General features: G+C 68.6%; 13 protein-coding genes and 1 pseudogene. 8 read left to right on the plus strand and 6 right to left on the minus strand.

Features of this window, described 5'->3' with window-relative positions; all coding sequences use genetic code 11:
• The first annotated feature begins 1 nt into the window (after position 1).
• The 5 genes from ABT114_RS45480 to ABT114_RS45500 are packed head-to-tail and all read left to right on the plus strand — an operon-like array spanning position 2 to position 5,526.
• Entirely contained in the window at positions 2 to 943 is a 942-nt protein-coding gene (locus ABT114_RS45480; protein ID WP_351151930.1) for an ABC transporter permease, read from the plus strand.
• On the plus strand, positions 940 to 2,670 hold the full coding sequence (locus tag ABT114_RS45485) for a dipeptide/oligopeptide/nickel ABC transporter permease/ATP-binding protein (protein ID WP_351151822.1): 1,731 nt from the start codon (positions 940 to 942) through the stop codon (positions 2,668 to 2,670). Before ABT114_RS45480 ends, ABT114_RS45485 begins: the two co-directional genes overlap by 4 nt.
• A complete protein-coding gene (locus ABT114_RS45490) occupies positions 2,667 to 3,668 on the plus strand; it encodes an ABC transporter ATP-binding protein (protein ID WP_351151824.1) in 1,002 nt (333 codons plus the stop codon). Before ABT114_RS45485 ends, ABT114_RS45490 begins: the two co-directional genes overlap by 4 nt.
• Positions 3,665 to 4,069 (plus strand): hypothetical protein, encoded by a 405-nt coding sequence (locus ABT114_RS45495; RefSeq protein WP_351151827.1) that lies wholly within the window; start codon positions 3,665 to 3,667, stop codon positions 4,067 to 4,069. The genes ABT114_RS45490 and ABT114_RS45495 overlap by 4 nt, the downstream gene beginning before the upstream one ends.
• Positions 4,066 to 5,526 carry an FAD-dependent oxidoreductase gene (locus ABT114_RS45500; RefSeq protein ID WP_351151829.1) on the plus strand — a complete coding sequence of 487 codons (1,461 nt, stop codon included), beginning with the start codon at positions 4,066 to 4,068 and terminating at the stop codon, positions 5,524 to 5,526. The genes ABT114_RS45495 and ABT114_RS45500 overlap by 4 nt, the downstream gene beginning before the upstream one ends.
• 208 nt (positions 5,527 to 5,734) lie before the next feature.
• Here ABT114_RS45500 and ABT114_RS45505 read toward each other — a convergent pair.
• Positions 5,735 to 6,398: pseudogene (locus tag ABT114_RS45505) on the minus strand (IS1634 family transposase); the annotation flags it as partial.
• On the opposite strand from ABT114_RS45505, the gene ABT114_RS45510 reads away from it, so the two are divergent.
• A complete protein-coding gene (locus ABT114_RS45510; protein WP_351151834.1) occupies positions 6,294 to 6,602 on the plus strand; it encodes an SGNH/GDSL hydrolase family protein in 309 nt (102 codons plus the stop codon). The pseudogene ABT114_RS45505 and the gene ABT114_RS45510 sit on opposite strands and share 105 nt — an antisense overlap.
• Before the next feature lie 219 nt (positions 6,603 to 6,821).
• On the opposite strand, the gene ABT114_RS45515 is transcribed toward ABT114_RS45510, so the two are convergent.
• On the minus strand, positions 6,822 to 8,066 hold the full coding sequence (locus ABT114_RS45515; RefSeq protein ID WP_351151837.1) for an IS110 family RNA-guided transposase: 1,245 nt from the start codon (positions 8,064 to 8,066) through the stop codon (positions 6,822 to 6,824).
• A gap of 601 nt (positions 8,067 to 8,667) precedes the next feature.
• Here ABT114_RS45515 and ABT114_RS45520 point away from each other — a divergent pair.
• Positions 8,668 to 8,862: a hypothetical protein gene (locus tag ABT114_RS45520; RefSeq protein ID WP_351151840.1), complete on the plus strand. Its 195-nt coding sequence runs from the start codon at positions 8,668 to 8,670 to the stop codon at positions 8,860 to 8,862.
• 8 nt (positions 8,863 to 8,870) lie between these two features.
• On the opposite strand, the gene ABT114_RS45525 is transcribed toward ABT114_RS45520, so the two are convergent.
• Positions 8,871 to 9,764 carry a recombinase family protein gene (locus tag ABT114_RS45525; protein WP_351151842.1) on the minus strand — a complete coding sequence of 298 codons (894 nt, stop codon included), beginning with the start codon at positions 9,762 to 9,764 and terminating at the stop codon, positions 8,871 to 8,873.
• 307 nt (positions 9,765 to 10,071) lie between these two features.
• Positions 10,072 to 11,049: a winged helix-turn-helix domain-containing protein gene (locus tag ABT114_RS45530; RefSeq protein ID WP_351151845.1), complete on the minus strand. Its 978-nt coding sequence runs from the start codon at positions 11,047 to 11,049 to the stop codon at positions 10,072 to 10,074.
• Between the two features lie 89 nt (positions 11,050 to 11,138).
• Between ABT114_RS45530 and ABT114_RS45535 the strand changes: the two genes are divergently transcribed.
• Positions 11,139 to 12,455 (plus strand): MFS transporter, encoded by a 1,317-nt coding sequence (locus ABT114_RS45535; RefSeq protein WP_351151848.1) that lies wholly within the window; start codon positions 11,139 to 11,141, stop codon positions 12,453 to 12,455.
• A gap of 71 nt (positions 12,456 to 12,526) precedes the next feature.
• Here ABT114_RS45535 and ABT114_RS45540 read toward each other — a convergent pair whose 3' ends face one another.
• Both ABT114_RS45540 and ABT114_RS45545 read right to left on the minus strand, forming a co-directional pair.
• On the minus strand, positions 12,527 to 12,742 hold the full coding sequence (locus ABT114_RS45540) for a hypothetical protein (protein WP_351151851.1): 216 nt from the start codon (positions 12,740 to 12,742) through the stop codon (positions 12,527 to 12,529).
• 13 nt (positions 12,743 to 12,755) lie between these two features.
• Positions 12,756 to 12,899 (minus strand): hypothetical protein, encoded by a 144-nt coding sequence (locus ABT114_RS45545; protein WP_351151854.1) that lies wholly within the window; start codon positions 12,897 to 12,899, stop codon positions 12,756 to 12,758.
• Positions 12,900 to 12,960 lie beyond the last annotated feature (61 nt).

Below are 12,960 nucleotides of genomic sequence, written 5' to 3' on the forward strand. Positions count from 1 at the left end.
CATGCTCCGATTGTGCTTGCGACGGCTGGCGTCTGTGGTGCCCATCATGGCGATCGTCGCTACGTTGACGTTTCTGCTGGTTCAGCTGGTTCCTGGGGACCCGGCGTCGTTCCTGCTCGGTTCGGGTGCCACGGCGGACGAGGTGGCCCGGCTCCGGTCCTCGATGGGGCTGGACCGGCCGGCGCTCGTCCAGTACGGCGACTGGATCGGCGGCCTGTTCCACGGCGACCTGGGGGTGTCGCTGGTGTCGAATCAGAAGGTGGCCGCCTCCCTGAGCAGCGCTCTGCCGGTCACGGTGTCGGTCGCCCTGCTCGCCACGGTGTTCACTCTTCTGATCGGCGTCACCCTCGGGACGGTCGCGGCCGTGCGGGGCGGCTTGGTGGACCGTGCGGTCATGTGGGGGGCCAGCATCGGCATGGCGGTTCCGAGCTTCTGGCTCGCGGGCCTGCTCGTGTTCGTCTTCGCCATCCGGCTTCCGGTGCTGCCGGCCACCGGGTACGTGGCTTTCACCGTCTCACCGGGGCAGTGGCTGTCGCACCTGATCCTGCCGATGATCGCCGTGGGGCTGGCGGGGGTGGGGCCCGTGGCGTTCCAGACGCGCGTGGGCGTCGTCGACCAGCTCTCGCGCGACTACGTCCGCACGCTTGCGGCCAATGGGCTGTCCCGCAGGCGGATCGTGTGCAGGCACGTGCTGCGCAACGCCAGCGGCCCGGTGGTGACCGTGGCCAGCCTCGGATTCGTGTTCGCGCTCGGCGGGGTCATGGTGATCGAGGCGATCTTCAACCTGCCCGGCGTGGGCACGCTGATGCTCAGCGCGATCCGCCAGCATGATCTTCCGATCGTGCAGGGCGCGGTGCTGGCGTTCAGCCTCATCATCGTCGCCGTCAACCTGCTGTCCGATGTGGTGGCCGCGGCCCTCAACCCAAGGATCCGGTTCTCATGACCTCGTCCATCACAGCCCTGTGCAGGGCGCTCGCCCGCCCGGCGGTCTGGGTGAGCCTTATCTGGCTGATCGGGATCAGTGTGGCGTGCGCGATGGCGTCGGTGCTCGCGCCCATCGACCCACTGGAGCAGGACCTGTCCAACAGCTTCAGCGGGCCCGGCGCGCGGCACTGGCTGGGCTCGGACGAGCTCGGTCGCGACATCTTCTCGCGGCTGCTGCACGGGGGAGGCGGACTGCTGCTGACCGCGCTCATCCCGGTGGGTGTCTCATTGCTGCTCGCCGTACCTGGCGGGCTGCTCGCGGGCTATCTGTCGGGGTGGGTCGACACCGCCTCCACCTTCGTCGTCGACATCCTGTTCGCGCTGCCAGGTCTGGTGGTGGTGCTGGCCATCGCCGCCGTGACCGATAACAACCTGATCGTGATGGCCATCTCCTTCGGCGTGTTGACCAGCGGCGCCGTCTTCCGGGTGGTGCGCACCTCGACGGCCGCCGCACGCGAACTGCCGTACGTCGACGCCGCGCTGGTCTCCCGGCTGTCACGCCCGCGGATCCTGGCCCGGCACATCCTGCCCAACGTCACCGGTCCCCTCATCGCCCAGGCGGTCGTGCAGTACAGCGGCACGTTCCTGTTTCTCACCTCCCTCTCCTTCCTCGGCCTCGGCTTTTCACCGGAGACCCCGGGCTGGGGTCAGATGACCCTGGACGCCGCGAACAACCTGGATCAGCACCCGTGGCTGATGGTGCCGGTCGGCTTCGCCCTGACCGCGACCGTGCTGGCCCTCAATCTCGTCGGCAACGCCCTGCTGGAGGCGGTGAGCGGGCACCGGCGTCCCTCGCAACTGCCTGACCCGCGACGGCCGGTGCCGGATGTGCCCGCGGACGGGGTGGCCCCGACCGCGCCGGCGTTGGACCCGGTGCTGACGGTCGATCAGCTTCACGTGTGCTACCCGGGACAGGACGGCAACGACCGAGCCGTGGTCCGGGACGTCAGCTTCCAGCTGCAGCGCGGAGAGGTGTTCGGCCTGGTCGGCGAGTCCGGATCCGGAAAGACAACGACCGCGCTGTCCATCCTCGGGCTGGTGCCACAGCCCGGTCGGGTCACCTCCGGCCGCGTGCTGCTCCACGGCGAGGACCTGCTCCGCCTGAGCGAGGCGCAACTGCGCAAGGTCCGCGGATCCCGGATCGGCCTTGTCGCCCAGGAGCCGATGGCCGCACTCGACCCCTCCTTCACCGTCGGCTCGCAACTGGACGAGATGATCTGCCTGCATCGGCGCGTCCGTCGGCGGGAGGCCCGGCGGATCGCGCTGAGTCTGCTCACCCGCGTCGGCATGCCCGATCCGGTAGCGGTCGCCCGCCGCTATCCACACCAGCTCTCCGGGGGCATCGCACAGCGGGTGGCGATCGCGCTCGCCCTCAGCGGCGAGCCCGATGTGCTGGTCGCCGACGAACCCACCGCGGCGCTCGACGTCACCGTCCAGGCGGAAATCATCGATCTCCTGCTGCACCTGCGGGAGGAATCCTCTCTGACGCTTCTGCTGGTCACACACGATCTGGGTGTGGTCGCCGACATCTGCGACCGGGTCGCGGTCATGTCGGATGGACGTCTGATCGAGGAGGGCACCACGGAGGCGGTGCTGCTGTCGCCCGCCCAGGAATACACCCGCACGCTGGTCGCGGCGACACCCCGGCTTCCGGTCGAGGCAGGCGAGGAAAGGAGCTGGGGATGAGTACACCCCTGCTGGACGTCAAGGATCTCGGTGTGGAGTACAGGAGCGGGTGGCGCTCCAGTCCCACCAAGGCGGTCGACGACGTGAGCCTCACGGTCGGCCACGGGGAAATCGTGGGCCTCGTGGGCGAGTCGGGCTCGGGCAAGTCGACGGTGGGCAGGGCGATTCTCGGCCTGATGGCCCCGGCGCGGGGCACCATCCACCTGGGCGGCCAGGACATCACCCACCAGCGGGCCGCCGAACGGCGGGATCTGTCCACCGGGCTCCAGGTCGTCTTCCAAGACCCCTACGCCTCGCTCAATCCGGCACGCACCATCGGCAGGACGCTGGGTGAACCCCTCGAAGTCCACGGCAAGCTCAGTGCCGCGGACGCCCGAACGCAGATCGAGGAGCTGCTGACCCGGGTCGGCCTGCCCGCCGACGCGATCGACCGCTACCCGAGCGCGTTCTCCGGAGGCCAGCGTCAGCGCATCGCCATCGCCAGGGCGATCTCCACCGATCCGGCGCTCGTCATCTGCGACGAACCGACCAGCGCCCTCGATGTGATCACCCAGGCACGGATGCTCGACCTGATGAGCGACCTCAGCCGCGAGCGGGGGACAGCGATGTTGTTCATCGCGCACAACCTCGCGGTGGTCGCAGCCATCGCCCAACGAGTGGTCGTGCTCTACCGCGGGCGCGTCATGGAAACCGGAACCACACAGGACGTCCTGTGCCGGCCGCTACACCCCTACACCCAGGCGTTGATCGCCAGCTCTCCCGTGGCCGACCCGCTCCGCCAACGCAAACGGCGGGCAGCCCGGCAGCAGGCCGACCCGGTCGCCGGCGGTGAGGGGACAGGAACCGCACCGCAAGGCTGTCCCTTCGCACCACGCTGCCCGCATGCCACGTCAACGTGCCGGATCCAGCGTCCGGCAGTCACCCTCGTCGACGGCCGGTCGGTCGCCTGCCACCTCTTCACTGCCGACACCCCCACACCTGAGGGAGCGACCGCATGAGCGATATGACCCTGGAACGCCGCGTCCAGCGGTTTGCGGACATCCAGGGCGTCACCCAGCCGATGGCCCGCCTGGCGTACCCGCATTCCGCGGGCATGACCGCCCGTGAGAGCGAGGAGTCCTGGGTGAAGGTGAAGCCGGGCATCACCTTCGAGGCCGAGAACCGGGTCGAGTCGTCGATCGATCGCCCGGGCCATTTCCCGAAACTCGGCGAGACGGCGCCGGGTGTGCACCGTCCGGATCGCGGGGTGACCTTCAGCCAGTCCTCCTCGGTGAGCGTGGCGCCCGCACTGCAACCCGAGCCGCCGAAACCGTACGACAGCTTCTATGAGTCGACCAGCTACCCCGACAAGCCCGCGCGCGTGGAGCGCGTGGTCAACAACGAGAGTGAGGACCAGTGAGCGAGCTCAGCGGCGCACTGACGGCGGACCTGGTGGTGATCGGGGCCGGTGGTGCCGGCCTGCCGGCAGCGATCACCGCACAGGAGCATGGTCTGGAACGGGTCGTGGTGCTGGAAAAGCGCCCGCTCGTGGGCGGCAACGCCGGTATGTCCGGCGGGTTCCTGTTCTCGGTGCAGAGCAGGTCCCAGCGTGAGGCCGGCCTCGGGAACTCGCCCGACGCCGTCTTCCGGGACACGATGGCGTACCACCATTACGACGGCGTAGATCCCCGGCTTGTCCGGCTATGGGTGGACGAGGCCGACGAGACGGTGAACTGGCTGGAGGACCGCGGTATCGGCTACCGGCCCATGACGGGAGTCGACCTGGGCGTGGAGCCCAGCGGATGGTCCAACCACCCTGGCAGCTTCCAGCGGGTGATGGAGGAGCTCAGCCAGCGCTTCACCGCCAAGGGCGGCCAGATTCTCACCAGGGCCGCAGCGGCCGAGATCATCGGCTCGCCGGAGACCGGGGTGAGCGCGGTGGTGGCCGACACCAAGGACGGCAGGATCACGATCGAGACCCCGCGGGTCGTGCTCGCCACCGGGGGCTTCACCGGAAACGTCGACCTGCTGCACGAGAAGTTCCCCGGTATCTACGACGAGGACGTCTACTGGACCGACACCAAGCGACTGGCCGGTGACGGAATCGCCCTCGCCGGCGCGGTCGGGGCCGACACAGGCGGCCGTTCGTTCCTCATCAAGGAGAACTGCTACAGCTTCAAGACCAAGAAGAACAAGCCGAACCGCGCGGGCATGGAGCCTCGTTGCCTGTGGGTGAACGCACACGGCGACCGGTTCCTCGACGAATCGAGCGGCAGGGTCAACGCCACCACCAACGCGCTGATCGTCCAGCCCGGCATGGCAGGGTTCGCACTGTTCGACGACGACTTGGTGCAGTACGTCATCGACCAGCCGGACCCGTTCGCCGGAAAGGCACGTCCCGGCGAGGAAGATCCGGGCACCTGGATCGCCGGGGGCTACCGCACCACGCTGCGCGACACTCTGGCCGATCCGGCCAACAAGGAGTGGTGCGTCTCGGCCGATGACTGGTCGGAGATCGCGCGCTGGATCGGTGCCGACCCGGAGGCGCTGAGCGCCACCGTGCAGGAATACAACGGCTACTGCGACGCCGGGCGTGACGCGCTGTGGGCAAAAGCCCCCGAGCACCTGGTCCCGCTGCGCAAGCCGCCGTTCTACGCACTGCGGTTCCGGCCACTCATGATCGACACCGCCGGGCCGCTGCGCATCGACCAGAACCTGCGGGTGCTCGACCCGCAGTCCCGCCCCATCCCCGGACTGTACGGGGCCGGCTCGGTCGTCGGCGGCTGGATTGGCTTGGACGAGCACCGGTTCGGCACTCCGCTGTCCTGGGCGATCAGTTCGGGTCGTATCGCCGGGATTCACGCCGCCACAGGGTGACGGGGAGCAGACCCGTCTACTTCTTCGTAGATCCCGGTTCGAGTTCGTGGCTTCCAGGGCCGGTAGAACTCATCGCCGGCGTTGATCCGCCTCTCCCCTGACTTCCGCAGTTGGTCGGCAGGGGGGAGCATCGGAAATGCGGCTTGAGCGGGGGAAACGTCGAGAACGCGGCCGTAAGTGCGAGTGCCCACGGCCGCGTTATGACTGGTCAGGCCGGGTTTGCGGCGGTGATCCTCGGCGGCGGCGTGATGCCGCAGTCGCGGTAGAAGGTGGCCTGCTCGCTGTTGAGCGGGGGGGTCTGGGTGATTTGTCCGGCTTCGCCGGTGAGGGTGACCTTGTGGACGCGGCCGAGCTGGGTGCTCATCCGGTTCCAGGTCTGTCCGGTGCGGCGCTCGGCGACGCGGATCAGCAGCAGGGTGAGCCAGCAAAGCAGCACGTGAGCGCGGATGCGGTGTTCGAGGCAGGGGAAGACCGGCCGCAGCTCCAGCACCGTTTTGAGATCACGGAATCCGCACTCGGCTTCCAGGAGGGCCTTGTAGCCGACTGCGATCTCTTCGGCGGTCAGGCGCGGGCCGGAGCTGGTCAGCAAGTACTTGCCGTCCAGGCGTTCCTCGGCTTCACCTTGGCGCGGTCGATGGCGAGCCGCCCGTTCTTCGAGGCCCTCAACCACCTTTTCAAAGTAGGGTGTTCGATCAGCGCGCGCCCGGCCCGCAGGCGTGCGGCCCCTGCTCGCGGGACTTGGCGGTGGTCGCGCGGGTGGCGTCGCGTTGGCGCTGGTTCTTGATCCGCTCGAGTTCGTCCTCGATCCGCTTGATGGCGTCCTCGCGGTGGTGGCAGTCGCGGTCTTCCTGGGCGGGGTTGTGGCGAACTACCCTTCCCTCGTCGCCGCCGGACGCGGTCTCAAGGGCGCCTCGTTCAAGAACGTCAACTACAGCGGCGCCACCATCGCCGACCTGACCGCGAAACCGTCCACCGACAACGGCATCAACGCGGCCCAGCTCAAAGCGCTCTCGCCCGAGACCCGCCTGGTCACCCTCGGGATCGGCGGCAACGACATCGGTTTCAGGACGGCGTAGTTCAGCTGTCCGTGTTGAGGGCAATCCACGCCTTCGGACCTTTCGCGGCCTCGTGTCGTACCGGCCCGTAAGGATGGGCGCTCATCACTGCCCTGACGCAAGCGTCCAGTGCACGTCTCCTGAGCTTGACTCTGACGCGTAAATAACAGCAGGTGGGGGCTCTTTCGGGCAGGGGTGTCGGCCCGGTCGGGTCTGTCCGCCGGGCCCCTTCCCCCCTGTTCACCCGGCGGCCTCCATCGGGTCGAGGGTGACGCGGTATCCGAGATCGTTCAGTCGGGATACGGCTCGGCGTGCGGCTCGTTCGGGGTCCCGCCGGGTGAAGTAGTCGCCGCCGAGCTCGTGGTAGGGCACGTTGTCGCTGAGCATGTGCCAGACCGCGATGATGATCGAGTGCTCGACTGCGACCAGTGCCTTGATCGGGCCACGGCGGGCGGTCAACCGCTTGTAGCGTGCCTGCAGGAAGGAGCCCTTGGTCCGTGCCGCTCCGAACGCGGCCATCCCGAGGGCTCCCTTGAGATAGGGGTTGCCGGGTCGGACCCGGGTGCTGCGGACCCGGCCCGCCGATTCATGGTGCCCCGGACACAACCCGGCCCAGGAGGCCAGGTGTTGGGCCGAGCGGAACCGGGTCATGTCACCTCCGGTCTCCGCCACGATCACCTCGGCCACTGCCTGGTTCACCCCGGGAATCGTGTCCAGCAGGTCCAGCGCCGGGCGGAAAGGGCTCATCGCCTCCTCGATCCGGACGGTCAGCTGTTTGATGGCGCCGGACAGCTGGTCGTACTGATCGAGATAGAGACGGGTCAGGAAGGCGTGGTGCTCGCGGAAGCGGCCGGTCAGCGCCTGGTTCAGCTCGGGAATCTTGCTGCGCATGCGGCGTTTGGCGAGGTCGGCCAGGATGTGCGGATCACGTTGCCCGTCGATCAGTGCCTGGAGCATGGCGCGGCCGGAGACCCCCATCAGATCGGAGACGACGGCGGAGAGCTTGATGCCGGCGTCTTCCAGCAGCTTCTCCAGGCGTTGTGCGACCTGGGCGCGTTCGCGGGTGAGCTGGGTGCGGGTCCGGGTGAGATCCCTCAGCTCGCGTACCGGCTGCGGAGGCACGAAGGAGGCGCGGACCAGGCCGTGGGAGCCGAGTTGGGCCAGCCAGGCAGCGTCGGAGACGTCGGTCTTGCGGCCGGGCAGGTTCTTCACCTGACGGGCGTTGACCAGGATGACGTTCAGTTCCTCGGCCAGCAAGTAGTAGAAGGGCTTCCAGTAGTCGCCGGTCGCCTCCATCACCACCAGGGTGACCCCCGCGCCGAGGAGGTGTTCGCGCAGGTCGAGGACGGCGTTGGTGGTGGCACCGAAGGTCGTGGTCTGCTGGGTGAACGTCCCCTTCCGCCTGGGACTGGGGGTACGCACGCATACCTTGGCATCTCGTTTGCTGATGTCGATTCCGGCGCAGCGTTCGTGAAGGACGTCCATGGCCACGGCTCCGATCCCGTTCGGTTCTCATTGCCTGGTGCCGTTCCGGGAGGGCCAAGGCAGTACGCAGAATCTGACGCGCGTGCTCATGGCAACACTCCACGGTTCCCGTGGACGGCCCTCAGTACCACGCTGTCGTGCGAGCTCGGAGGCATCACAGTCATCGGTCTCGTCCGGAACGAACAGTTCCACTGTCCCGACGCGACCGTTCCCGCGGCAGGGCGGTCAAGGTCGCGCGCGGCGCATACCGACCCATTTACTGTGCCCCCGGCGCACGGCGAAGCCGCGCTGGATCGCTGTCGGGGATCTTGGAGATTGGGAGTTCGGAGGGCATGACTGGCAGGCGGATCCTGTCTTCCCGAGCAGAGCTGTTTCCGCTGCTCAATTGGGTGTTCGTGGTCTCTGCGGAGTCCAGGATCACGCCCCCTGTAACGGTTTCGCGAAACGCCAGAACTGCGCCCTGTGGTGCTGAAGTGGCGGATGGCGCTTACGTCAACCCGCACTGGGGTGTAGCCCTTGCGGTGTCAGTTCGATCGAACTCTGCTCTGCGTTGTGGGTGCTGCTGCGACGGTGAAGCTCCGCCCCACCGGAGGAGACCGAGTTGTGCATTCAGCCCCGTTCCGGCTCGGAGGTGCCGGAGCTGACCGTGAAGGTCGCCCGCGCCAGCAATCCCCACGGCACCACCGCCATGGCCATCCGCGACCATCTCGACGGTCTTTGGCGGGACGAGAACTTCGTCGAGTGGTACCCGCGGGACGGCCCTGAAGTCCTAGCTCAGACACCAGCCGCAAAGTAGCTCCGTAGTCAGTGGCTGAGGGTGTCGACGCGGTTCTCGTACTCGCGACGGGCCTTGCGCTGGGCAGGGATCGCGGCGGAGCTGTCGAGTGCCTGGCAGTGAGCGAGGAGTTGGCGGTGGATCCCAGGGGTGGCGCTGACGCGCAAGGTGTAGCCCTGGCCGTGTCGTACGGGCACACCTTTCTCCAGCGCAGTCCGCTCGGCGGGCTCCAGTTCGGCAGCGCGCAGGAAGTCGGCGACCTTGCCGGGCATGTCGAGGGTGATGGGCAGCTCCGGCGCCGGGGCGTCCTGGTCGGTGGCGTGCTCGGGCAGGAGGTCGGCGACGGCCGTGCAGATGGCGCCGCGGCTGACGCCGTGCTCGCGGGCCAGGGCAGCGATGGACTGGCCCTTCAGGTACGCGGTGCGTACGTCGGCGACGGTGTCGCCCGCGAGGGCGGGGCGGCGTCCGCCCTTGTTGCCCTTGGCCTCGGCGGCCCGTAGTCCGTCGTACGTCAGCTCGCGCTGGAGTTCGCCGGCGGCGGCGAGGGTCTGCACCATGAACTTCACGGTGGATAGCAGCTCGCCGGTGCGCGGGTGGCGGGCGGTGAGGTCCATGCCGGAGAAGGCGCCGTCGTGGATGCGCAGGGCGAGCCGGTCGCGGTGCAGGACGTCGAGCACGTCGAGGATGTGCCCGGTGCCGCGCACCAGGCGGAACATCTCGGAGGTGTGCACGGTGTAGCCCGGCCGCGCGTAGTCGAGCAGCTTGCCGAACTTCGGTCGCTGGAGCAGGTGGAGGCGGCTGGAGGTACCGGCCTCTTCCTCGAAGACGACCGAGTCCTCGATCCCGGCCTCGGCCAGGACGAGGTTCTGCCGGGCGGTCGACTGCTGGTCGGTCGACACCCGCTTGTAGACGAGATTGGCCACGCTCTTCCCCGCTTCTGCCGCCGCATCGGACCTCGGCTGTCATCTGACCCTGTCGCCAACTGCCATCGGATCTCATTGGATCCGAGTCGTCGTCAGGCCCCGAAAATCCGGGGTTCATTGGACGTCCGCCCAACCTGTCGTCATTCGATCGTTTGCCGACAGAGAGGGCGGCCGGGGCGAGGGTGCGGCTATTCGGGCAGCGGTCTGTCCTGGACGACGTTCTTCATGACCCGGTGGAAGTCAGGCGTTGGACGCCGGGGAGTCGGACGAGCTGCTGGTCGTAGAGCTGCTGTGCTGGTCCGATCCCTCAGCCCGAACCGGCGACCAGCGCCTCGCCGAGCGGGGTGCGCCGGTAGAGCACCGACCGTCCGGACCGGGCGCGGACGAGCAGCCCCGCGCCTCGCAGGATGGCGAGGTGGTCTCCTACCGCGCCGGGTGCCATGGCGAGGCTTCGGGCGAGGTGGCTGGTACTGGCCGGGGCGTCCAGCGCCAACAGCAGCCGGGCTCGGGCCCGGCCGACCAGAGCGGTCAGCGCGTCCGGTTGGGCGACGGTCGCCTGTTCGCCCCACAGGGCGGCGGTGCCGCGGGCACGATAGACCAAGGTCCTGGGCCAGGGGTCTTCCAGGTGGGCTGCGATATGCCCGACGAAGACCGAAGGGATCAGCAGCAGCCCGTCGCCGGCGAGGCGGACTGTTCCGCCTCGGAAGAAGCCGACCTCGATACCGCCGGCGCGCCAGGCGATGCCCGGGTGCAGGCTCTCGATGGTCGTGGCCCATCCGTGTTCGCCGATCACACCCACCCGGTGCACGACATCGCGCTCACAGATCGCGCGCAGTTGCGGCCAGTCCGCGGCGAGCAGCTCGTGCCATGCCCGGTCCATCGCCTCGGCGATCCTGGAGACGGCATCCGGCGAATCCAGCACCGCGCGTACGCGGGGATCGCGGGCGGACGGGCCGGTCGCGGTGGTGGCGAATTCGCGGCGGGCCGCTTCCAACGGTGTGGCCCGGATCATGGCCAGGTCGTCCGCCCAGGTCTGGTTGAGACCGCGCGGAGGCGGGGCGACGAAGTTCGGTCCCGATTGCGGGGCCTGCAGAGCGAGGGCGGCGTCCAGTTCGGTCTCGCGGCGCAGCCGTTCAAAGGCTGGCAGGAGCCGGGCGGCCCAAGCTCGCGGCAGCGGCTGGCCCTGGCCGATGAGCGAGCGCAGCAGCAAGCAGAGGTCCAGCGCGGGCGACAGCGCGAAGCGGCTGCGCAGCAGGTCCTCGACGGAGACTTCGAAGCGCAGCACCCTGGGATGCTACCGCCGGACGTCTGTTCCGATTCGTCCAGCGACGAATCATTGGTGAGTGGCGTGGGCGCACGGCGAGGCTGCGCGTCATGACCCCAACCGCCGAGCCCGCGCAGGGCAACCACCGTGCCACCTACCGGGAGGTGCTGGCCGAGCCGCGATTCCGGCTGCTCTTCTCAACCCGCACCGTCGCGATCACTGCGGACGCGCTGCGGATCACCACGTTCTCGGTGCTGGTCTTCTCGGCCACCGGCTCCCCGCTGCTGAGCGCACTGGCCTTCGGCATCGGCTTCATCCCGCAGCTGTTCGGCTCGCTGCTGCTGGGCTCACTGGCCGACCGACTGCCGCCCCGCGCGCTCATCACCGGCGGCTACGCCTTGACGTGCGCCGCCGCCCTGCTGCTCGCCCTGGTGCGGATGCCGATCGCGGCAAGCCTCGGTGTCGTGGCGCTGGTCTCCCTCGCCACACCGGTGTTTCACGGCGCGTCGAGTCGGCTGGTCGCGCAGTCGCTGGAGGGCGACGCCTATGTACTGGGCCGGTCACTGAACAACATCGCTGCCTCCGGCGCGCAATTGTTCGGCCTGGCACTGGGAGGTGCGGCCGTCGCGGCACTCGACCCACGCCGGGCGCTCGCGGTCAGCGCCGCCCTTTACCTCGGCTGCGCGCTTGCTATCCGCATCCGGCTACCGCGGCTGCAGCCGGGAGAGTTCGGCGGCACACCCGGCAGCGCTGGGGGCGATAGCGGGGCCGTCCGTGCAAGCCTGCATGGTGCAGGCCTGCTGCTGCGCGGACACACGGTGCGACGACTGATGCTGGCCCAGTGGCTACCGCCCGCGTTCATAGCGGGCGCGGAAGGCCTGATCGTCGCCTACGCCGGAGGGCGCCACTTCGCGCCCGGCTGGTACGCGGTGCTGATGGGCTGTCTGCCGGTCGGCATGCTTGTCGGTGACCTGCTGGTGGGCCGACTCCTACGGCCGCCCACCCGGGAGCGACTGGTAGTCCCGTTGATTGCGCTGATGGGACTGCCGCTGATCGGCTTCACTGCCGAGCCCGGAGTGGGCGTCTCGTCCTGTCTGCTGCTGCTCTGCGGCTTCGGATTCGCCTACGGTCTCGGCCTGCAACGGCCGTTCCTGGACGCCCTACCGCCAGATGGCCAGGGCCAGGCCTTCGGCCTGCTCGGCTCCGGCAGCATGACGCTACAGGGCATCGGGCCGGCCTGCTTCGGCGCGGCGGCCGCAGGCATCGGAACAGGCGGCGCCATCGCCCTGGCAGGCGGCGCGGCGACGCTCACCGCCGGCTGGATTCTCACCTGGCACCCGACCACCTCCCCGGTCCCCGTACCGAACGACTCAACGGCATCAGAGAACGGCACCGAACAGCATGCATGTAGTTCTCCTGCGCAGTAACCGTCGCAGGTCGGGTCGGCCGCGAGCCGTCACGCACCCCACCCCCACCCCCACGTCTCTCTGACAGACAGTCACTCCCGGTAGCTCATGCGGAGGCCGCCGAAGTGCGGGGCCGGCACAGTGGTGGGCAGCCCCAAGTCGAGGCGCTTGTCCATGTCGAGGCGGAATGTGCCGTACGGGTTGACGTTCGACCAGAACAGCGCGGTCAGCCCGCGCCGGTCCTCGTCGCTCAGCTTCTTCGCCCAGGCCGGTTCGGCCAGGACCTGCTGCACGAGCAGGGTGTTCACGTGTTCTCTGAACTCACTGCCGAGCCGTACTCGTCGCCACGATGTCGATGGCGACCCGAAGTGGTGTCTCCACGTTCCCAAGCAGTGCCCGGGTGATTGCGATCGCCTGGATGATGCTCACACCGCGCTCGGCCAGGAAGGTCTGGACAGCTTCCATCCCGTCAATTTCGAGGACTGGTCGGGACTGCTCGACCAGCGCGGCCCAGCGTGCAGCCTCC

It is taken from the genome of Streptomyces sp. NPDC002088 (genome assembly GCF_040296605.1).
GTDB lineage: Bacteria > Actinomycetota > Actinomycetes > Streptomycetales > Streptomycetaceae > Streptomyces.